Here is a 19,968-nt window from a genome sequence, read left to right as displayed (position 1 = left end):
AACCGATGACCACTCAATATGGCTTTTTTATTGACTCCGCTCGTTGCACCGGTTGTAAAACCTGTGAACTGGCCTGTAAAGATTATAAGAACTTAACACCGGATGTGAGCTTCCGTCGTATTTACGAATATGCGGGTGGTGACTGGCAGGAAGATAACGGCGTCTGGAATCAGAACGTCTTTGCCTACTATCTGTCGATTGCCTGTAACCACTGTGAAGACCCGGCCTGTACCAAGGTGTGTCCGAGCGGTGCAATGCACAAACGCGAAGACGGTTTCGTGGTGGTAAACGAAGACGTGTGTATCGGCTGCCGCTATTGCCATATGGCCTGCCCTTACGGCGCACCGCAGTACAACGAAGCGAAAGGTCATATGACCAAATGCGACGGCTGCCATGAACGTGTGGCGGACGGTAAAAAACAAATCTGCGTCGAATCCTGTCCGCTGCGTGCGCTGGACTTCGGCCCGATTGAAGAGCTGCGTAAAAAGCACGGTACGCTGGCGGCAGTGGCGCCGTTGCCGTCTGCGCATTTCACCAAACCGAGCATAGTGATTAAACCGAACGCCAATGCACGTCCGTGCGGCGATACAACTGGCTATCTGGCCAACCCGAAGGAGGTGTGAGATGGGAAGTGGATGGCATGAATGGCCGCTGATGATCTTCACGGTCTTAGGGCAGTGTGTGGCCGGTGGTTTTATCGTACTGGCGCTGGCACTGATGAAAGGGCAATTGTCGCGTGAGCAACAGCAGCGCGTGGTATTGAGCATGTTTGCGCTGTGGGTGCTGATGGGGATTGGTTTTATCGCCTCGATTCTGCACCTGGGCTCACCGATGCGCGCCTTTAATTCGCTTAACCGTATCGGAGCCTCGTCACTGAGTAACGAAATCGCCAGTGGCTCCATCTTCTTTGCTGTGGGCGGTATCGGCTGGCTGCTGGCCGTGACCAATAAGCTCTCCTGTGTGCTACGTAGCCTGTGGCTGGTGGTGACGGCGGTGCTGGGCGTGGTCTTTGTGTGGATGATGGTACGTGTGTATAACACTATCGATACCGTGCCCACCTGGTACAGCATCTGGACGCCGTTCTCCTTCTTCCTGACGCTGTTTATCGGCGGGCCGCTGTTAGGTTATCTGCTGCTGAGCTGGGCGCGAGTGGAAGGCTGGGCGCTGCGCCTGCTGCCGGTCGTGAGCCTGGCAGCGCTGGCAGTGAGCGTGGTGGTCTCCCTGATGCAGGGCGTCGAACTGGCCTCTATTCACAGTTCAATTCAGCAGGCGTCTGCGCTGGTGCCTGACTACGGTTCGCTGATGGCGTGGCGTATTGCTGCCATCGTACTGGCACTGGTGTGCTGGGTTGCTCCTCAGCTTAAGGGCTATCAACCGGCGCTGCCGCTGTTAAGCCTGGCATTTGTGCTGGTGCTGGTGGGGGAACTGATAGGTCGCGGCGTGTTCTACGGTCTGCATATGACTGTCGGCATGGCGGTGGCAAGTTAAGCTAAAAAGTGCCGGGGTAGTGATACCCTGGCACTTTTTGTCCATGAATTTTTTCAACTGAACCCCGCCTGCATATTTCTTCTATTTCTCAATAAAAACAATCAAATATATTTTAATGATGGTTTTAAAACGTCGTGCTGAATAAGAAACATCAATCGTTGGGCCATAAAGCGTCTTAGGGTGAAAATCCGGTGGATTGACAATGTTTTTTGCAGTGGCATGATGCGCTCGAAATCTGTCTATCCTCACGGTTTAAAGTCCATGTCCACCTATACTCGCCCGGTGCAGTTATTGCTCTGTGGCTTACTTTTATTGACGCTGGCGATCGCGGTATTAAACACGCTCGTCCCGCTCTGGCTCGCCCATGAAAATCTGCCAACCTGGCAGGTGGGAGTGGTCAGCTCGTCCTATTTCACCGGTAACCTGGTGGGTACTATGCTGACCGGACGCCTTATCAAGCGCCTGGGATTCAACAACAGCTATTACATTGCTTCGCTAATTTTTGCGGCGGGCTGCGTTGGGCTGGGACTGATGGTCGGTTTCTGGAGCTGGATGTTCTGGCGATTTGTTGCTGGTGTCGGCTGCGCGATGATTTGGGTGGTGGTGGAAAGTGCGCTGATGTGCAGCGGCACCACGCATAACCGTGGGCGCCTGCTGGCAGCCTATATGATGATGTATTACATCGGTACCGTGCTGGGGCAGCTTATCGTCAGCAAACTCCCAACCGATATGGCGACCATTCTGCCGCTGATGACCGGGGTTGTGCTGGCGGGTATCCTGCCGCTGCTCTTTACCCGCATTCTGAACCAACAGGGCGACGATGAGGGCGGCAGTACCCGCGTGTGGCCAATGTTTAAGTTGCGTCAGGCGCGACTGGGCGTTAACGGTTGCATTATCTCCGGTATTGTTCTCGGCTCGCTGTATGGCCTGATGCCGCTGTATCTGAACCACCGTGGCGTGAGTGACTCCGGTATCGGATTCTGGATGGCGGTAATGGTGAGTGCCGGTATTCTGGGACAATGGCCGATTGGACGTCTGGCGGACCGCTACGGACGTTTACTGGTGCTGCGCGTGCAGGTCTTTGTGGTGATCATCGGCTGTATGGGGATGCTGAACCCTGCCATGATGGCGCCCTCGCTGTTTATTCTTGGCGCTGCGGGCTTCACCTTATATCCGGTGGCGATGGCTTGGGCGTGCGAAAAAGTGGAACATCACCAGCTTGTTGCCATGAACCAGGCGCTGCTGCTCTCTTACACCATCGGCAGTCTGGTAGGGCCAACGCTTACCGCGATGCTGATGCAAAATTACTCTGACAATCTGCTATTTATCATGATTGCAGGAGTATCGTTCGTCTATCTCATGATGCTGCTGCGCAAAGCGGGTCATCATCCTACCCCCGTGGCTCATGCCTGATTCTACCGGCGCGTTATCTTCATGGTAACGCGCTGCGCGTTTTTCTCTCAAAACCATAAACCCGATTAAATGTGCGAGATGTTGGAGTTTTGCACTACCACATTACCTTTTTTTACGTAGTGCTCGCATAATCATCCGTCGAAAAAAATAACGCATTCGCGAAAATAACATTCAAGGAACGGAATTTATGGCAAGCGATCAAGAAAAGCAGCTGCGATGGTACAACATCGCGCTGATGTCGTTTATTACGGTTTGGGGTTTCGGTAACGTCGTCAATAACTACGCCAACCAGGGGTTGGTGGTGGTTTTCTCATGGCTTTTTATCTTTGCGCTCTACTTTACTCCGTATGCGCTGATTGTCGGTCAACTGGGCTCGACCTTCAAAGATGGCAAGGGTGGGGTAAGTACGTGGATTAAAAATACCATGGGGCCGGGGTTGGCGTATCTGGCAGCCTGGACCTATTGGGTGGTACATATTCCTTATCTGGCACAAAAGCCACAGGCAATCTTGATTGCATTAGGCTGGGCGCTGAAGGGGAATGGGTCGCTTATCACCGAATACGGCGTGGTCGCGCTACAGGGCTTCACGTTGGTGCTGTTTATCTTCTTTATGTGGGTAGCCTCCCGCGGTATGAAGTCGCTGAAGCTGGTGGGATCGATTGCCGGGATTGCGATGTTTGTGATGTCGCTGCTGTACGTTGTCATGGCAGTCACTGCGCCTGCGATTACGGAGGTGAAAATTGCGACAACCAATATCTCCTGGCGCACGTTTATCCCACATTTTGATTTCACCTACATCACCACGATCTCAATGCTGGTGTTTGCAGTCGGCGGTGCGGAAAAAATCTCACCGTACGTCAATAATACCCGTAACCCCGGCAAAGAGTTCCCGCGCGGGATGATATTCCTTGCTGTGATGGTAGCGGTATGCGCGATTCTGGGTTCATTGGCGATGGGGATGATGTTCGACTCCAACAATATTCCCGACGATTTGATGGCCAACGGTCAGTATTACGCGTTCCAGAAACTGGGCGAGTATTACGACATGGGTAATACCCTGATGGTAATTTATGCCATCGCCAATACATTGGGGCAGATTGCCGCGCTGGTATTCTCGATTGATGCGCCGCTGAAGGTACTGCTAAGCGATGCGGATAGCCGTTATATTCCTGAGAAACTGTGTCGCACTAACGCATCTGGTACGCCGGTAAACGGTTATTTGTTGACGCTGGTACTGGTGGCGCTGCTTATCATGCTGCCGACGCTGGGAATTGGTGATATGAACAACCTGTATAAGTGGCTGTTGAATCTGAACTCGGTAGTGATGCCGCTGCGCTATCTGTGGGTGTTTGTGGCGTTTATTGCCGTCCTTCGGTTAGGACAGAAATATCACTCGGAGTACGTCTTTATCCGTAACCGGAAGCTGGCGATGACCGTGGGAATATGGTGTTTCCTGTTTACCGCCTTTGCCTGCCTTACCGGGATCTTCCCAAAAATGGCGGCGTTCACACCGGAATGGATTTTCCAGTTGTCACTGAACGTGGCGATGCCGTTTGTGCTGATAGGGCTTGGGTTTATTTTCCCGCTGTTGGCACGTCGGCATTAAAAAAGAAGGGAGGCGGTGCTGGGATTGAGTGCCGTGTTCCCCGGCGTCGCATTCGCTCATCCGGGCTACAAATATGTACAAAAGTAGCCCGACCGAGCACAGCGACGCCGGGAAGCGCAGGCGAGTTTAGTACATCACCTTATGACCGTACTGCTCAAGAATGCCTTTCACGCGTTCCATGGTTTCTTTCTTCGGCGGCTTCACGCCGTCAAGTTTGTACTCTTCACCCATGGCGACCCACTTGTGTTTGCCCAGCTCGTGGTAAGGCAGCAGTTCGATTTTCTCGACGTTGCCCATATCGCGGGTAAATTCGCCCAGACGGTGCGCGGAATCATCATCATCTGACCAGCCTGGCACCACTACGTAGCGAATCCACACCTTCACGTCTTTCTTCGACAGATACTGTGCAAACTCCAGCGTACGGTGATTGGATACACCCACCAGGTTCTGGTGAATATCATCGTTCATCTGTTTAAGATCGAGCATGACCAGATCGGTCACTTCCAGCAGTTCATCAATCACCGGATCGTAGCGACGGACAAAACCGTTGGTATCCAGACAGGTGTGAATACCCTCTTTGTGACAAGCACGGAACCAGTCGCGCACGAACTCGGCCTGCAGGATAGCTTCACCGCCAGACGCAGTGACACCGCCGCCGGATGCGTTCATAAAGTGGCGATAGGTCACCACTTCTTTCATCAGTTCTTCAACGGTGATTTCTTTACCGCCATGGGTATCCCACGTATCGCGGTTATGGCAGTACAGGCAGCGCATCAGGCAGCCCTGGAAGAAGGTAATAAAGCGGATGCCTGGGCCATCGACGGTGCCACAGGACTCAAAGGAGTGAATACGACCAATTACAGACATTGCGGTGTTATCTCCAGTTCTTCCCGGCTTTTAAGCCAGGTTTGCGAGCACGGTTATAAAGCCGCGTCGAGTTTATTTTGCTTGTTAACCTGGTATAGAAGTCAGCAGGCAAAATCGACTCAGCGTAAGTTAATTATAAGAAAGGCCCCACCGAAGTGGAGCCTTTATATTACGCGTTTTTAATCGCGATTTCAGTCAAATCTATTAGATAGATTGAGTGAAGGTACGGGTGATAACGTCCTGCTGCTGTTCTTTAGTCAGGGAGTTAAAACGTACTGCGTAGCCAGATACACGGATGGTCAGCTGAGGATATTTCTCAGGGTTTTCCATCGCGTCGAGCAGCATTTCGCGGTTCATAACGTTAACGTTCAGGTGTTGACCACCTTCAACAGACGCTTCGTGGTGGAAGTAACCATCCATCAGGCCTGCCAGGTTAGTTTTACGAACATCGTCGTCTTTACCCAGAGCGTTAGGAACGATAGAGAAGGTATAAGAGATACCATCTTTAGCGTAAGCAAACGGCAGTTTAGCAACGGAGGTCAGAGAGGCAACAGCACCTTTCTGGTCACGACCGTGCATTGGGTTAGCTCCTGGGCCGAATGGCGCGCCAGCACGACGACCGTCTGGGGTGTTACCTGTTTTCTTACCATAAACCACGTTAGAGGTGATGGTCAGAACAGACTGAGTCGGGATAGCGTTACGGTACATGGTCAGTTTCTGAATTTTCTTCATGAAACGTTCAACCAGGTCAACCGCCATGTCATCAACGCGAGCGTCGTTGTTACCAAACTGCGGGTATTCGCCTTCGATTGCGAAGTCGATAGCCAGACCGTCTTCGTCACGAATTGGAGTGACTTTCGCATATTTGATTGCAGACAGGGAGTCAGCAGCAACGGACAGACCTGCGATACCACACGCCATGGTGCGGATAACGTCACGGTCGTGCAGCGCCATCAGAGAGGCTTCGTAGCTGTACTTGTCGTGCATGTAGTGGATAACGTTCAGCGCGGTGACGTACTGTTTAGCCAGCCAATCCATGAAGTGATCCATACGATCCATCACTTCGTCGAAGTTCAGAACGTCGCCTTTGATTGGTTCAGATTTAGGACCAACCTGCATTTTCAGTTTTTCATCAACGCCGCCGTTGATTGCATACAACATGGTTTTTGCCAGGTTAGCACGCGCACCGAAGAACTGCATTTGTTTACCAACGATCATTGGGCTTACGCAGCAAGCGATAGCGTAGTCATCGTTGTTAAAGTCAGGACGCATCAGATCATCGTTCTCGTATTGCAGAGAAGAGGTATCGATGGACACTTTAGCAGCATATTTTTTGAACGCCAGTGGCAGTTTTTCAGACCACAGAACGGTGATGTTCGGCTCTGGAGAAGGACCCATGGTGTACAGGGTGTTCAGGAAGCGGAAGCTGTTTTTGGTAACCAGAGTACGGCCATCAACGCCCATACCTGCGATAGATTCAGTCGCCCAGATTGGGTCACCGGAGAACAGTTCATCATACTCAGGGGTACGCAGGAAGCGAACCATACGCAGTTTCATGACCAGGTGGTCAATCATTTCCTGAGCTTCTTGCTCTGTGATTTTGCCTGCTTTCAGGTCGCGTTCGATGTAGATATCCAGGAAGCTGGAAGTACGACCGAAGGACATTGCAGCGCCGTTCTGAGATTTAACCGCAGCCAGGTAGCCGAAGTAAGTCCACTGAATAGCTTCCTGAGCATTGGTAGCAGGACCAGAGATATCGCAACCGTATTTCGCTGCCATTTCTTTGATCTGACCCAGCGCACGGTGCTGTTCAGAGATTTCTTCACGCAGACGGATAGTCGCTTCCAGATTTACGCCATTTTCCAGGTCAGACTGCAGAGACAGGAACTGAGCGTATTTGTCTTTCATCAGGTAGTCGATACCGTATACCGCGATGCGACGGTAGTCACCGATGATACGACCACGGCCGTAAGCATCTGGCAGACCAGTCAGAACGCCAGACTTACGGCAGTTCAGAATGTCTTTGGTATAAACATCGAATACACCCTGGTTGTGGGTTTTACGGTATTCGGTGAAGATTTTTTTGATGGTTGGGTCCAGTTCGCGATTATACGCTTTGCATGAACCCTCGATCATTTTGATGCCACCGAACGGGATAAGAGCACGTTTCAGTGGAGCTTCAGTTTGCAGACCAACGATTTTTTCCAACGCTTTGTTGATGTAGCCAGCGTCGTGGGAAGTGATGGTAGATGCAACGGCGGTGTCAAAGTCAACTGGCGCGTGAGTGCGGTTTTCCAGTTTAACGCCTTCCATAACGTTGTCCCACAGCTTGGTGGTCGCGTCAGTAGCGCCAGCCAGGAAGGACTCGTCACCCTCATACGGGGTGTAGTTTTTCTGGATGAAGTCACGTAAGTTTACTTCATTCTGCCAATCACCTTTGGTAAAACCTTCCCAGGCTGTGGCTAACTTTTCATTAAGTTCGGACATGTAACACCTACCTTCTTAAGTGGACTTTTATTTACTGCCTGGAGCAACCATCAAATTAATGACGGTCACCGCCACGCAGGTAAATGACCCAGTATGTCAACCCAACCAGCAAACCGCCGCCGATGATGTTCCCGATAGTGACGGGAATCAGGTTATCGGTGATGAAATGCATCACGGTCAGGTGTGAGAAATTCTCCGGAGAGGAACCGACAGCGGTCCAGAATTCCGGGCTAGCAAAATCGCGTATTACGATACCCATAGGGATCATGAACATGTTTGCGATACTGTGCTCAAAACCGCTGGCAACGAACATGGCAACCGGTAAAACCATAATCATGGCTTTATCCATCAGGCTGCGGCCAGAGTAGCTCATCCAGACTGCCAGGCAGACCATCAGGTTCGCCAGGATGCCGAGAGCGACGGCTTCGATAAATGTATGGTGCATTTTGTGGTCAGCGGTTTGCAGGACGTTAAGCCCCCATCCGCCGTTGGCCGTCATATATTCTCCGGACAACCACATAAGCAGTACGAAGAGCAGGCAGCCAATCAGGTTACCAACATAGACGTTGAGCCAGTTTTTCGCCAATTGACCCCAGGTGATACGACCGCTGGCTTTCGCAACAACGATAAGCACAGTTGAGGTAAAGAGGTCGGCGCCACAAATCACGCAAAGAATGAGGCCTAGTGAGAAGCAGACACCACCGATCAGTTTTGCGATGCCAAACGGCATGCCAGCTGTACCCGTGGTTGCTGTAATATAAAATACAAAAGCAATCGAGATGAAGACGCCCGCAGTAATCGCCAGATAAAAGGTTTTCAGCGGATGCTTGGTTGCTTTATAGACACCTGCTTCTTCGGCAACTTTGGCCATTGCAGCAGGGAGAAGTAGATCAAAAGGGTTGTCAGCTTTCACACTAACTCTCTCTTTTTATTTAATCGGCGACGAGATACTAACAAAGCATTATAGAAGAGAAATTGATATAGATCATATCTCGCCTGGCTTATAGGCCTGCAAGTTGGATGGTTTTTCAACTAATACAGGGTAAGTTATTGAATGTTATTATAAAAATAAATTTTAAGATTTGCAAATTGAGTTGAATATTTTCGTTACCCTTCATTTTACGGGTTAATTAAAATGGAGTAATGATCTGGTAAATTAACAATAAAAGTAAGCTACCAATAATCGCGTTTACTTATCTTTAACTTTATTTTCACACCAAGCGGAAGCGAAGCGTGGAAATAAAAAAGGGGCCAGCAATTGGCCCCGTAATATAGCGTAGAGTCTACGTTAAACCTACTTTTTCTAAGGCTTTAACTTATTTCGCCCAGAATGCTGCTTTTGCGCGCTGTAGTTTTTCGTATGCCTGTAACAGCGCCTGATGCGCAGGGAAGGCAGCCAACGTGCCATCAGCAGGTTGCAAGCCATAGAAGGCTTCTTCACCGCTCAGAGCTGCGCTGGCGGCTTCTACTGCATCAACCCCGTACATACGGACAAAAGCGTTCAGGTATTGCAGCGGTTCGCGATCTTCTTCCTGAGACAATAACAGCAGAGTCTGCAGACAGCGGTAATAGTTAGCACGTTCTGGGCTGAAGACCGAGGCGTTGAACTCCATCGTCCATTCAGTCCAGATAAGTGCCTGTTCCAGGTCGCCGCCAGCCAATGCCAGCATGGCCTTCAGTTCACCGACACGCAGAGTGTACCAACCGTTATCAGAGCCTGTTGCCAGTCCCAGCAGTTCACGGACACGGGTGAAATCGTCCAGACCTTCGTCGTCGATCTGCTCGATAAGATTCAGGTACTCTTCTTTTTCCCATTCGCTACCCGGCAGGGAGAGAATGGTGTTGCGCAGGTGGCTACCCATATTGTTGTTCGCCAGCCACAGATCTTCCGCCGGATAGATGTCGGACATACCTGGTACGATGATGCGGCAAGCGTAAACGCTCAGGTGCTCATAGTCGGCAATGTACACTTCTTTATCTTCTTCTTTGAAGATAGCCATCAGGGTTGCGAACTCTTCTTCGGTGGTGCCGGAGAAGCTCCAGTCTGCAAACGGATAGTCAGCATCCTGCTTGAACAGATCCCAGGAGATAGAACCACTTGAATCAATGAAGTGGGTTTCCAGATTTGTGTGTTCGGCCACTTCTTCGTCGTCGAAGGTCGGTGGGGTAAACACGTCGAGATCTTTCAGACCACGACCTTGCAGCAGTTCGGTAACCGTACGCTCCAGAGCAACACCAAAGTCTGGGTGTGCACCGAAAGAGGCGAAGCAGGTGCCGTTTTCTGGGTTGAACAGTACCACGCAGATAACCGGGTATTTACCGCCCAGAGAACCATCGTATGCGAAGATTGGGAAACCTTCGGCTTCCAGTTTAGCTATCGACTCAACAACGCCTGGGAAACGTGCCAGTACTTCGGATGGAATTTCCGGTAGGCTGATGCTTTCCGCAATGATGCGGTTTTTCACGTAACGCTCAAAGACTTCTGATAGACCCTGAACACGCGCTTCATTGCGGGTGTTACCGGCTGACATGCCGTTGGACACGTACAGGTTTGCCACGATGTTCATCGGAATATAGATGGTCTCGCCATCTGATTGACGAGTAAACGGCAGGCCGCACACGCCGCGATCGTCGTTACCGGACTGCAGATCGACCAACATGCTCGCGCCGAGCTGATCGTCTGGATCGTAAAATGCGCGCAGACGTGCATCGAGCAGACCTTCCGGCACCTCGTCGTCTTCGGTCAGCGGGAACCATTTTTCATTCGGATAGTGCACGAATGGGCCGTTGGCAATTTCATCACCCAGCCAGAAATCAGCAAAGAAATAGTTAGTGGAGAGACGTTCAAAGTACTCACCCAGCGCCGACGCCAGCGCCGCTTTTTTGGTAGCACCTTTACCGTTGGTAAAGCATAAAGAACAGGCTTTATCACGAATATGCACCGACCAGACGTTAGGAACAGGGTTCAACCAGGAGGCTTCTTCAATATCGAAACCCAGGTCGAGCAGCTTTTGCTGGAAGCGGGCGATGGAATCTTCCAGCGCGGCATCTTTGCCGGGAATATAGGTCTGCGTCATAGCAATCTCTTTTGTCGTACGGAAAGCGCGCAATGATACGGGTTTTGTGTGACGGGTGCTATCTCCGGCGAAAATAAAAGGTGAGGCTATGCTTATACAAAATAACCTTTTGTTAAGGCGTAGAAAAATGAAAGTGTTTGATCTCCAACGGATGGCATTTGATAAAGTTCCTCCCGAGTTTTTAGGCGAAGTGGCGCTCAGAAGTCTCTATACCTTTATATTGGTCTTTTTATTTCTCAAATTGACCGGACGGCGTGGCGTGCGGCAGATGTCGCTGTTTGAAGTGCTGATCATTCTGACGCTCGGTTCGGCGGCAGGGGACGTGGCTTTTTATGATGATGTGCCGATGGTACCCGTGCTGGTTGTTTTCGTGTCGCTAGCCTTGCTTTATCGGTTAATTATGTGGCTGATGGCAAAAAGCGAAACGGTGCAGGATTTACTGGAAGGTAAAGCGGTAGTCATTGTCGAGGACGGACAGTTAGCGTGGGATAATGTGCGCAAAGCCAACATGACCGAGCTGGATTTTTTCATGGAGCTGCGTCTTAGCAGCGTGGAACAGCTGGGGCAGGTCCGCTTAGCCGTGATGGAAACCAACGGTGAAATCAGTGTGTTCTACTATCACAATGATGATGTTAAACCGGGCCTGTGCATTTTGCCGAAAAGTCAGGTGACGCGATATAAAGTGGTTCCTGAGCCGGGAGAGTATGCTTGCGTTCGCTGCAGCAGCGTGGTCAGTATGCGGGCAGGCGATCGCCAATTATGTCCCCGTTGTGCGAATCCAGAATGGACTAAGGCCAGCCGGGTTAAACGTAATGCCTGACAGCGATTTTGTCGGTTTTACGGCGTCCAGATGGAACAATCTTTTGTGTGATGCGGTGCACAATTTGTCGGTGGAAAGTTTTAGACATTGCGGCGCGTGTCACTGAATGATAAAACCGATATCCACAGGTATTACTTATAGCTTTTAGCGTGGTGAGGGAAAATGGCTCAGGTGTTTAATTTCAGTTCAGGTCCGGCAATGTTACCGGCAGATGTTCTTAAACTGGCGCAGGCAGAACTTTGCGACTGGAACGGCTTAGGAACGTCGGTAATGGAAGTCAGTCACCGTGGTAAAGAATTTATCCACGTGGCGGAAGAAGCAGAGAAGGATTTCCGTGACCTGCTCAATATCCCTTCCAACTACAAAGTGCTGTTTTGCCACGGCGGCGGGCGCGGGCAGTTTGCCGGTGTTCCACTTAATATCCTGGGTGACAAAACCACCGCAGATTACGTTGATGCTGGCTACTGGGCAGCCAGCGCGGTCAAAGAAGCCAAAAAATACTGCACCCCGAACGTTATTGATGCCAAAGTCACCGTCGACGGTAAACGTGCGGTAAAACCGATGCGCGAATGGCAGCTCTCTGATAACGCGGCGTATTTACATTACTGCCCGAATGAAACCATCGATGGTATCGCCATTGAAGAGACGCCAGACTTCGGCAAAGACGTTATTGTGGCCGCCGATTTTTCCTCCTCCATCCTGTCGCGTCCCATTGATGTCAGCCGCTACGGTATTATCTATGCCGGCGCTCAGAAAAATATCGGCCCTGCGGGCTTAACGCTGGTGATTGTTCGCGAAGACCTGTTGGGTAAAGCGCACGTGGCTTGCCCGTCAATTCTCGATTACACCGTGTTAAACGAAAACGACTCGATGTTCAATACTCCGCCAACCTTCGCCTGGTACCTGTCAGGTCTGGTGTTCAAATGGCTGAAAGAGCAGGGTGGCGTTGAAGCCATGGACAAGATTAATCAGCAGAAGGCCGATCTTCTGTATACCACCATTGATGGTAGTGATTTCTACCGTAACGATGTGGCGACCGCTAACCGCTCTCGCATGAACGTACCGTTCCAGTTAGCGGATAGCGCGCTGGATAAGCTGTTCCTCGAAGAGTCATTTGCCGCAGGTCTACATGCGCTGAAGGGCCACCGTGTCGTGGGTGGAATGCGTGCGTCCATCTACAATGCCATGCCACTGGCGGGCGTACAGGCGCTGACCGACTTTATGAAAGCGTTCGAACGCCGTCACGGCTAATTTGGTTTTGATCATTTCATCCCCACGGTTGCGCCGTGGGGTTTTTACTTCTGTTTTTGAGAGTTGAGTTTCATGGAATCCCTGACGTTACAACCTATCGCGCGTGTTGATGGCACCATTAATCTGCCCGGTTCTAAAAGCGTGTCGAACCGCGCACTACTGTTGGCAGCATTGGCCCGTGGCACAACCGTCCTGACAAATTTGCTGGACAGTGACGATGTTCGCCACATGCTGAACGCGCTGAAGTCGCTGGGAATTCATTATACCTTGTCAGCCGATCGCACTCGCTGTGAAGTGACCGGTAATGCAGGACCGATGCAGTCTTCTGACGAACTGGAACTGTTTTTGGGTAATGCGGGCACGGCAATGCGTCCACTGGCGGCGGCGCTGTGTCTTGGACAAAACAATATCGTGTTGACCGGTGAACCGCGGATGAAAGAGCGTCCGATTGGTCATCTGGTTGATTCCCTGCGTCAGGGTTGCGCGCAGATTGATTATCTGGAGCAGGAAAACTACCCGCCATTACGCCTGAAAGGCGGCTTTAGCGGCGGCGATATTGATGTTGATGGTAGCGTATCCAGCCAGTTTCTCACCGCGCTGTTGATGACGGCGCCGCTGGCCCCGCAAGATACCGCCATCACTATTAAAGGCGATCTGGTCTCTAAGCCTTATATCGATATCACCCTGCACCTGATGAAAACCTTCGGTGTCGAGGTTGAAAATCAGAACTACCAGCGTTTCATTGTGCGTGGAAACCAACAGTATGTTTCCCCGGGACAGTATTTAGTTGAAGGCGATGCCTCTTCCGCCTCCTATTTCCTCGCCGCTGGTGCGATTAAAGGCGGTACCGTGAAGGTCACCGGTATCGGTCGTCATAGCGTTCAGGGCGACATTCGTTTTGCGGATGTGCTGGAAAAAATGGGCGCGACCATCACCTGGGGCGACGACTTTATCTCCTGTACTCACGGTGAACTGAACGCCATCGATATGGACATGAATCATATTCCCGACGCGGCAATGACCATTGCGACGGCGGCGCTTTTTGCGAAAGGCACCACCACGCTGCGCAATATCTACAACTGGCGGGTGAAAGAAACTGACCGTCTGTTTGCGATGGCGACTGAGCTACGTAAAGTGGGCGCTGAAGTGGAAGAGGGCGAAGACTACATTCGTGTGACGCCGCCTGCTGAACTCAATTTTGCAGAAATCGGCACCTATAACGATCACCGTATGGCGATGTGCTTCTCGCTGGTGGCGCTGTCTGATACCCCCGTGACTATTCTTGATCCGAAATGTACGGCAAAAACTTTCCCGGACTATTTTGAACAGCTAGCGCGCATCAGTACGCTTGCCTGACCCCAGTCGTCAACTGTGATACTTTTCGGGCTGGCTTCACACCAGCCCACTATACTTATCTATTCTCCTGCTTTTTTTACGGTCAATTCTGGAATTTGCATACAAAGGTAACTGTCTGGCGCAGAGATGCGTATAATGCGCGGCGTTTACGTTGAATATGCCTTTTATTAAGGAGATAGAGATGACGGCAATTGCCCCGGTAATTACCATTGACGGCCCAAGTGGCGCGGGTAAAGGCACACTGTGCAAAGCAATGGCTGAAGCATTGCAGTGGCACTTACTGGACTCGGGTGCGATTTATCGTGTGCTGGCATTAGCCGCACTGCATCATCATGTTGACGTGACCTCCGAAGATGCATTAGTTCCGCTGGCCACTCACCTGGATGTCCGTTTTGTCTCAACCGACGGGGCGCTGGAAGTCATCCTGGAAGGGGAAGATGTTAGCGGTGAAATTCGCACCCAGGATGTCGCCAATGCGGCATCACAAGTTGCTGCATTCCCCCGCGTTCGCGAAGCGCTGCTGCGCCGTCAGCGTGGCTTCCGTAAGCTGCCTGGCCTGATTGCAGATGGTCGTGATATGGGGACGGTTGTGTTCCCGGATGCGCCGGTAAAAATCTTCCTCGATGCTTCATCGGAAGAACGTGCAAACCGCCGCATGCTACAGTTGCAGGAAAAGGGCTTTAGTGTTAACTTTGAGCGCCTTTTGGCAGAGATAAAGGAGCGTGACGACCGCGATCGTAATCGTGCTGTTGCGCCGCTGATTCCTGCCGCCGATGCTTTAGTGTTGGATTCCACCACGTTAAGCATTGAGCAAGTAATTGAAAAAGCGTTAGACTATGCGCGCCAGAAACTGGCACTCGCGTAAAACGCGACCGAATTTTGTAGTACCCTCGTTGCAATGGATTGACAGCGGGTATGTTAAACAACCCCATCCGGCATGGAGCCAGGTGGACGTTAAATATGAAACCTGAAGATTAAACATGACTGAATCTTTTGCTCAACTATTTGAAGAATCCTTAAAAACAATCGAAACCCGTCCGGGTTCCATCGTTCGTGGTGTTGTTGTTGCTATCGACAAAGATATCGTACTGGTTGACGCCGGTCTGAAATCTGAGTCTGCCATTCCGGCAGAGCAGTTCAAAAATGCCCAGGGCGAGCTGGAAATCCAGGTTGGTGACGAAGTTGACGTTGCACTGGATGCAGTAGAAGACGGCTTCGGTGAAACTCTGCTGTCCCGTGAGAAAGCTAAACGTCACGAAGCTTGGATCACGCTGGAAAAAGCTTACGAAGAAGCTGAAACTGTAGTTGGTGTTATCAACGGCAAAGTTAAAGGTGGCTTCACTGTTGAGCTGAACGGTATTCGTGCGTTCCTGCCAGGTTCTCTGGTAGACGTTCGTCCAGTGCGTGATACTCTGCACCTGGAAGGCAAAGAGCTTGAGTTCAAAGTAATCAAGCTGGACCAGAAGCGTAACAACGTTGTTGTTTCTCGTCGTGCCGTGATCGAATCCGAAAACAGCGCAGAGCGCGATCAGCTGCTGGAAAACCTGCAGGAAGGCATGGAAGTTAAAGGTATCGTTAAGAACCTCACTGACTACGGTGCATTCGTTGATCTGGGCGGCGTTGACGGCCTGCTGCACATCACTGATATGGCATGGAAACGCGTTAAGCATCCAAGCGAAATCGTAAACGTTGGCGACGAAATCACTGTTAAAGTGCTGAAGTTCGACCGCGAACGTACTCGTGTATCCCTCGGCCTGAAACAGCTGGGCGAAGATCCATGGGTAGCTATCGCTAAGCGTTATCCAGAAGGTACCAAACTGACTGGTCGCGTGACCAACCTGACCGACTACGGCTGCTTCGTTGAAATCGAAGAAGGCGTTGAAGGCCTGGTTCACGTTTCCGAAATGGATTGGACCAACAAAAACATCCACCCATCCAAAGTTGTTAACGTTGGTGATGTAGTGGAAGTTATGGTTCTGGATATCGACGAAGAACGTCGTCGTATCTCCCTGGGTCTGAAGCAGTGCAAATCTAACCCATGGCAGCTGTTCGCAGAAACCCACAACAAGGGCGATCGTGTTGAAGGTAAAATCAAGTCTATCACTGACTTCGGTATCTTCATCGGCCTGGACGGCGGCATCGACGGCCTGGTTCACCTGTCTGACATCTCCTGGAACGCTACAGGCGAAGAAGCAGTTCGTGAATACAAAAAAGGCGACGAAATCGCAGCAGTTGTTCTGCAGGTTGACGCAGAACGTGAACGTATCTCCCTGGGCGTTAAACAGCTCGCAGAAGATCCGTTCAACAACTGGGTTGCTGTGAACAAGAAAGGCGCTATCGTTAACGGTAAAGTGACTGCAGTTGACGCTAAAGGCGCAACCGTAGAACTGGCTGACGGCGTTGAAGGTTACCTGCGTGCTTCTGAAGCATCACGTGACCGCGTTGAAGATGCGACTCTGGTTCTGAGCGTTGGCGATGACGTTGAAGCTAAATTCACCGGCGTTGATCGTAAAAACCGCGCAATTAGCCTGTCTGTTCGTGCGAAAGACGAAGCTGATGAGAAAGATGCAATCGCTACGGTTAACAACAAACCGGAAGAAGGCAACTTCTCTAACGCAATGGCTGAAGCATTTAAAGCAGCTAAAGGCGAGTAATTTTATCCATTTGGGTTTAACAACCTGAATTGCGATGACTTTACTTGACAGATTGCAGGTTTCGGCCTGTAATCTAGCACAAAGGGCGGCTACGGCCGCCCTTGTTTAATAAGCTGTTAGCTAATTTTCCTTAAAGGAAACCGGAGGAATCATGACCAAGTCAGAATTGATTGAAAGACTTGCCAGCCAGCAATCCCATATCCCTGCTAAGGCAGTGGAAGATGCGGTAAAAGAGATGTTAGAGCATATGGCTACGACTCTTGCTGAAGGTGAGCGCATTGAAATCCGCGGTTTCGGCAGCTTCTCTCTGCACTACAGAGCACCACGTACCGGGCGTAACCCGAAGACTGGCGACAAAGTGGAACTGGAAGGCAAATACGTGCCGCACTTTAAACCAGGCAAAGAACTGCGCGACCGCGCCAATATTTACGATTGAGTTACTGCCGTTCTTGCGGCCAACTTGATTGAGAGAAAAGCACCTTCGGGTGCTTTTTTCGTTTCTGAATAACGCTTGTTTCTGGAACCCACCCCGCATTGCAACGACAAGTTTCACTTATGCCGAAACTTCTCTGGAATCCGCCGCGTAACCCTTCTTTAATCCTCACGACAAAGTCTGTATCTGGCGCGACACTTCCCGTAACAAGGAGGTTTTAATGCGTCTTCCACAACTGGCCAGCTGTACGTTGCTCGGCATTCTTCCACTGAGCGTATTGCCTGAATTACCGTCACTCACATTCATCAAGTTCGCCGTTATTGCGCTAGTTTTGCTAGCTGTTTGTGGGAAAGCGGGGCGAGTTATCAGTCTGACTGGACTGATGTTCTGCTGGGCGGTGCTGGCTGCCTGGCAGGTTAAACTCCCCGCCGAAGTCTTACCGGGAAAGAACCGACATATTGAAATGGTGTTGACGCAGACCGACGGACAAACCACGCACCGGGGAATTGTTACCCATCTGGAAGGACAGCGCCTTTTCCCGGGGGCTGAGATGGCTTTATACGGGAACTATCTCCCGCAGCTTCCTTGTGCAGGTCAGCGCTGGCGTATGACGGTACGCGTGAGGGCGGTTCACGGGCAGCTTAATGATGGTGGATTTGATTCACAGCGTTATGCTGTCTCGCAACATCGCACGTTGACGGGGCGTATTATCGAGGCACAAGCGCTGGATACCACCTGTAGCCTGCGGGCGCGCTTTCTGAACACTTTGAGAGATTCTCTGGCAGGATTGCCCTGGCGGGACGTGATGCTGGGACTGGGGATGGGGGAGCGTTTGGCGATACCCCAGGACATCAAAACACTGATGCAGCAAACGGGTACTTCGCACCTGATGGCGATATCCGGACTTCATATTGCTCTCGGGGCCTCACTGGGTTGGTTGCTTGTTCGTGGGATCCAGTTTTTTCTCCCCAGCCGGCTCATCAGCTGGCGGCTGCCGCTACTGGCCGGGTGGGTGTGCGCGATGGCCTATGCCATGTTAACCGGGATGCAGCCGCCCGCATTGCGTACCGTAGTTGCCGCTGGCATTTGGTACTCACTTCGTCTGAGCGGGCGGCAGTGGACGGGCTGGGAAGTCTGGCTGTGCTGTCTGGCGACCATTGTGTTTCTCGACCCGTTGGCTGCCCTTTCTGATAGCTTATGGTTATCGGCCTTTGCCGTTGGTACGCTGATTTTCTGGTATCAATGGGTACCCTTACCTGAAGGCTATTTTGCGCGCCGCCTGCGGCCGCTGGCGAACCTTATTCATTTACAAATTGGGCTAATGCTGCTGTTGGCACCGCTGCAAATCTGGCTGTTTCATGGAGTAAGTGTCACCTCGTTGCTGGCCAACGTCGTCGCAGTACCGGTCATTACATTTATCGCCGTACCAATGATTCTATTGGCGATGTTTTTACATCTCTGTGCGCCAGCCGTAGTGGAGATGGTGGTGTGGTACGGTGCTGATCGCGTACTCGCAATGGTCTTTGCATACTTACGTCTGTTACCGGCTGGATGGTTAGGAATAAACGGGGCATGGCTGGGGATATCGCTGATTCCCTGGCTGGCGGTACTGCTCTGGCGTCTGCACGGCTGGTGGCGCTATTCGGCGCTATGGTTGCCATTGTGCACACTGCTTGCCTTTCCGCTATGGCAGAAACCCCCGGCCGATCAATGGCAGGTCACGATGCTGGATGTTGGGCAGGGGCTGGCGATGGTTATCTCAAAAGGGGATAACGCCATACTCTACGATACGGGCCTGGCATGGCCTGAAGGAAACAGTGGCGATCAGCTGATTATCCCATGGCTGCGATGGCATGGACTAACGCCGCAGGGTATTATCCTCAGTCACGAACATCTTGATCACCGTGGTGGTCTGCACGCAATACGACAGGCATGGCCACATGCGTGGGTGAAAAGCCCGCTGGGCTGGACGGGGCATCAACCCTGTATGCGCGGAGAGACGTGGCGGTGGCAGGGACTCACCTTTCGAGCGCTGTGGCCGCTGCCGGGCAAGGTACAAAAAGGAAACAATGGATCGTGCGTAGTAAGGGTTGATGACGGTAAAAACAGCATACTGCTCACTGGAGATGTTGAATTAGCGGCAGAAATGTCCATGATTAGCCATTTTTGGCGGCCGTTTGCGTCTACAATTATTCAGGTTCCACACCACGGTAGCTCGACATCGTCGGGTATGGCACTACTTCAACGGGTGGGTGGCTCTGCTGCCCTGGCTTCCGCATCCCGCTATAACGCATGGCGACTGCCTTCCGCCAGCGTAAAAGCGCGTTATCGCCAACGCCAATATGCTTGGTTTGATACCCCACATCAGGGGCAGATTACCGTCACTTTTAGCACCAAAGGTTGGCAGGTTGAGAGCTTACGAGATCAACTTTTACCACGTTGGTATCATCAGTGGTTTGGCGAGACTCGCGATAACGGGTAGAATATGCGGCTATTTCAACATAAGCTGGTTTTTT

Annotated in this window: 15 protein-coding genes; 11 read left to right on the top strand and 4 right to left on the bottom strand. The window is 51.4% G+C overall.

The window, feature by feature from the left end; genetic code table 11:
- Nucleotides 1–5: 5 nt before the first annotated feature.
- The 4 genes from U0026_RS14945 (at nucleotide 6) to U0026_RS14930 (ending at nucleotide 4,507) form a co-directional block, all read left to right on the top strand.
- A complete protein-coding gene (locus U0026_RS14945) occupies nucleotides 6–623 on the top strand; it encodes a DMSO/selenate family reductase complex B subunit (protein ID WP_126440794.1) in 618 nt (205 codons plus the stop codon).
- A gap of 1 nt (nucleotide 624) precedes the next feature.
- A complete protein-coding gene (locus tag U0026_RS14940) occupies nucleotides 625–1,488 on the top strand; it encodes a dimethyl sulfoxide reductase anchor subunit family protein (RefSeq protein WP_062777581.1) in 864 nt (287 codons plus the stop codon).
- Between the two features lie 261 nt (nucleotides 1,489–1,749).
- Nucleotides 1,750–2,901, top strand: coding sequence for an MFS transporter (locus tag U0026_RS14935; protein WP_062777579.1), 1,152 nt, complete (start codon nucleotides 1,750–1,752; stop codon nucleotides 2,899–2,901).
- 187 nt (nucleotides 2,902–3,088) lie between these two features.
- Nucleotides 3,089–4,507, top strand: a complete 1,419-nt coding sequence (locus U0026_RS14930) for an APC family permease (protein WP_062777577.1) — start codon at nucleotides 3,089–3,091, stop codon at nucleotides 4,505–4,507.
- Between the two features lie 126 nt (nucleotides 4,508–4,633).
- Here U0026_RS14930 and pflA read toward each other — a convergent pair whose 3' ends face one another.
- From pflA to ycaO, 4 genes are all read right to left on the bottom strand, one after another.
- Nucleotides 4,634–5,374 carry a pyruvate formate lyase 1-activating protein gene (gene pflA, locus U0026_RS14925; protein ID WP_062777575.1) on the bottom strand — a complete coding sequence of 247 codons (741 nt, stop codon included), beginning with the start codon at nucleotides 5,372–5,374 and terminating at the stop codon, nucleotides 4,634–4,636.
- A 204-nt stretch (nucleotides 5,375–5,578) separates the two neighbouring features.
- Nucleotides 5,579–7,861: a formate C-acetyltransferase gene (gene pflB, locus U0026_RS14920; RefSeq protein ID WP_062777573.1), complete on the bottom strand. Its 2,283-nt coding sequence runs from the start codon at nucleotides 7,859–7,861 to the stop codon at nucleotides 5,579–5,581.
- A 55-nt stretch (nucleotides 7,862–7,916) separates the two neighbouring features.
- Complete coding sequence (focA, locus tag U0026_RS14915; RefSeq protein WP_062777571.1) at nucleotides 7,917–8,774, bottom strand: formate transporter FocA; 858 nt, start codon at nucleotides 8,772–8,774, stop codon at nucleotides 7,917–7,919.
- A 403-nt stretch (nucleotides 8,775–9,177) separates the two neighbouring features.
- On the bottom strand, nucleotides 9,178–10,938 hold the full coding sequence (gene ycaO / locus U0026_RS14910) for a 30S ribosomal protein S12 methylthiotransferase accessory factor YcaO (RefSeq protein ID WP_062777569.1): 1,761 nt from the start codon (nucleotides 10,936–10,938) through the stop codon (nucleotides 9,178–9,180).
- A 127-nt stretch (nucleotides 10,939–11,065) separates the two neighbouring features.
- On the opposite strand from ycaO, the gene U0026_RS14905 reads away from it, so the two are divergent.
- The 7 genes from U0026_RS14905 (at nucleotide 11,066) to U0026_RS14875 (ending at nucleotide 19,934) form a co-directional block, all read left to right on the top strand.
- Nucleotides 11,066–11,758, top strand: a complete 693-nt coding sequence (locus U0026_RS14905) for a DUF421 domain-containing protein (RefSeq protein ID WP_062777567.1) — start codon at nucleotides 11,066–11,068, stop codon at nucleotides 11,756–11,758.
- 162 nt (nucleotides 11,759–11,920) lie between these two features.
- Nucleotides 11,921–13,009: a 3-phosphoserine/phosphohydroxythreonine transaminase gene (gene serC, locus U0026_RS14900; protein ID WP_062777565.1), complete on the top strand. Its 1,089-nt coding sequence runs from the start codon at nucleotides 11,921–11,923 to the stop codon at nucleotides 13,007–13,009.
- A gap of 72 nt (nucleotides 13,010–13,081) precedes the next feature.
- Nucleotides 13,082–14,365 carry a 3-phosphoshikimate 1-carboxyvinyltransferase gene (gene aroA, locus U0026_RS14895; protein ID WP_062777564.1) on the top strand — a complete coding sequence of 428 codons (1,284 nt, stop codon included), beginning with the start codon at nucleotides 13,082–13,084 and terminating at the stop codon, nucleotides 14,363–14,365.
- 181 nt (nucleotides 14,366–14,546) lie between these two features.
- Entirely contained in the window at nucleotides 14,547–15,230 is a 684-nt protein-coding gene (gene cmk, locus U0026_RS14890) for a (d)CMP kinase (protein ID WP_062777562.1), read from the top strand.
- A 115-nt stretch (nucleotides 15,231–15,345) separates the two neighbouring features.
- On the top strand, nucleotides 15,346–17,019 hold the full coding sequence (gene rpsA, locus U0026_RS14885) for a 30S ribosomal protein S1 (protein ID WP_062777561.1): 1,674 nt from the start codon (nucleotides 15,346–15,348) through the stop codon (nucleotides 17,017–17,019).
- A gap of 151 nt (nucleotides 17,020–17,170) precedes the next feature.
- Nucleotides 17,171–17,455 carry an integration host factor subunit beta gene (gene ihfB, locus U0026_RS14880; RefSeq protein WP_062777559.1) on the top strand — a complete coding sequence of 95 codons (285 nt, stop codon included), beginning with the start codon at nucleotides 17,171–17,173 and terminating at the stop codon, nucleotides 17,453–17,455.
- Between the two features lie 217 nt (nucleotides 17,456–17,672).
- Nucleotides 17,673–19,934: a ComEC family protein gene (locus U0026_RS14875; RefSeq protein ID WP_062777557.1), complete on the top strand. Its 2,262-nt coding sequence runs from the start codon at nucleotides 17,673–17,675 to the stop codon at nucleotides 19,932–19,934.
- Nucleotides 19,935–19,968 lie beyond the last annotated feature (34 nt).

This window comes from Kluyvera intermedia, from assembly GCF_034424175.1.
GTDB lineage: Bacteria > Pseudomonadota > Gammaproteobacteria > Enterobacterales > Enterobacteriaceae > Kluyvera > Kluyvera intermedia.
This window is presented reverse-complemented; position numbering and strand designations above follow the sequence as displayed.

Excerpts from the sequence above, each read along its gene's own strand:
- U0026_RS14945 (WP_126440794.1), top strand. The coding sequence starts at position 6 with ATGACCACTCAATATGGCTTTTTTATTGACTCCGCTCGTTGCACCGGT.
- U0026_RS14940 (WP_062777581.1), top strand. The coding sequence starts at position 625 with ATGGGAAGTGGATGGCATGAATGGCCGCTGATGATCTTCACGGTCTTA.
- U0026_RS14935 (WP_062777579.1), top strand. The coding sequence starts at position 1,750 with ATGTCCACCTATACTCGCCCGGTGCAGTTATTGCTCTGTGGCTTACTT.
- U0026_RS14930 (WP_062777577.1), top strand. The coding sequence starts at position 3,089 with ATGGCAAGCGATCAAGAAAAGCAGCTGCGATGGTACAACATCGCGCTG.
- pflA (WP_062777575.1), bottom strand. The coding sequence starts at position 5,374 with ATGTCTGTAATTGGTCGTATTCACTCCTTTGAGTCCTGTGGCACCGTC.
- pflB (WP_062777573.1), bottom strand. The coding sequence starts at position 7,861 with ATGTCCGAACTTAATGAAAAGTTAGCCACAGCCTGGGAAGGTTTTACC.
- ycaO (WP_062777569.1), bottom strand. The coding sequence starts at position 10,938 with ATGACGCAGACCTATATTCCCGGCAAAGATGCCGCGCTGGAAGATTCC.
- U0026_RS14905 (WP_062777567.1), top strand. The coding sequence starts at position 11,066 with ATGAAAGTGTTTGATCTCCAACGGATGGCATTTGATAAAGTTCCTCCC.
- serC (WP_062777565.1), top strand. The coding sequence starts at position 11,921 with ATGGCTCAGGTGTTTAATTTCAGTTCAGGTCCGGCAATGTTACCGGCA.
- aroA (WP_062777564.1), top strand. The coding sequence starts at position 13,082 with ATGGAATCCCTGACGTTACAACCTATCGCGCGTGTTGATGGCACCATT.
- cmk (WP_062777562.1), top strand. The coding sequence starts at position 14,547 with ATGACGGCAATTGCCCCGGTAATTACCATTGACGGCCCAAGTGGCGCG.
- rpsA (WP_062777561.1), top strand. The coding sequence starts at position 15,346 with ATGACTGAATCTTTTGCTCAACTATTTGAAGAATCCTTAAAAACAATC.
- ihfB (WP_062777559.1), top strand. The coding sequence starts at position 17,171 with ATGACCAAGTCAGAATTGATTGAAAGACTTGCCAGCCAGCAATCCCAT.
- U0026_RS14875 (WP_062777557.1), top strand. The coding sequence starts at position 17,673 with ATGCGTCTTCCACAACTGGCCAGCTGTACGTTGCTCGGCATTCTTCCA.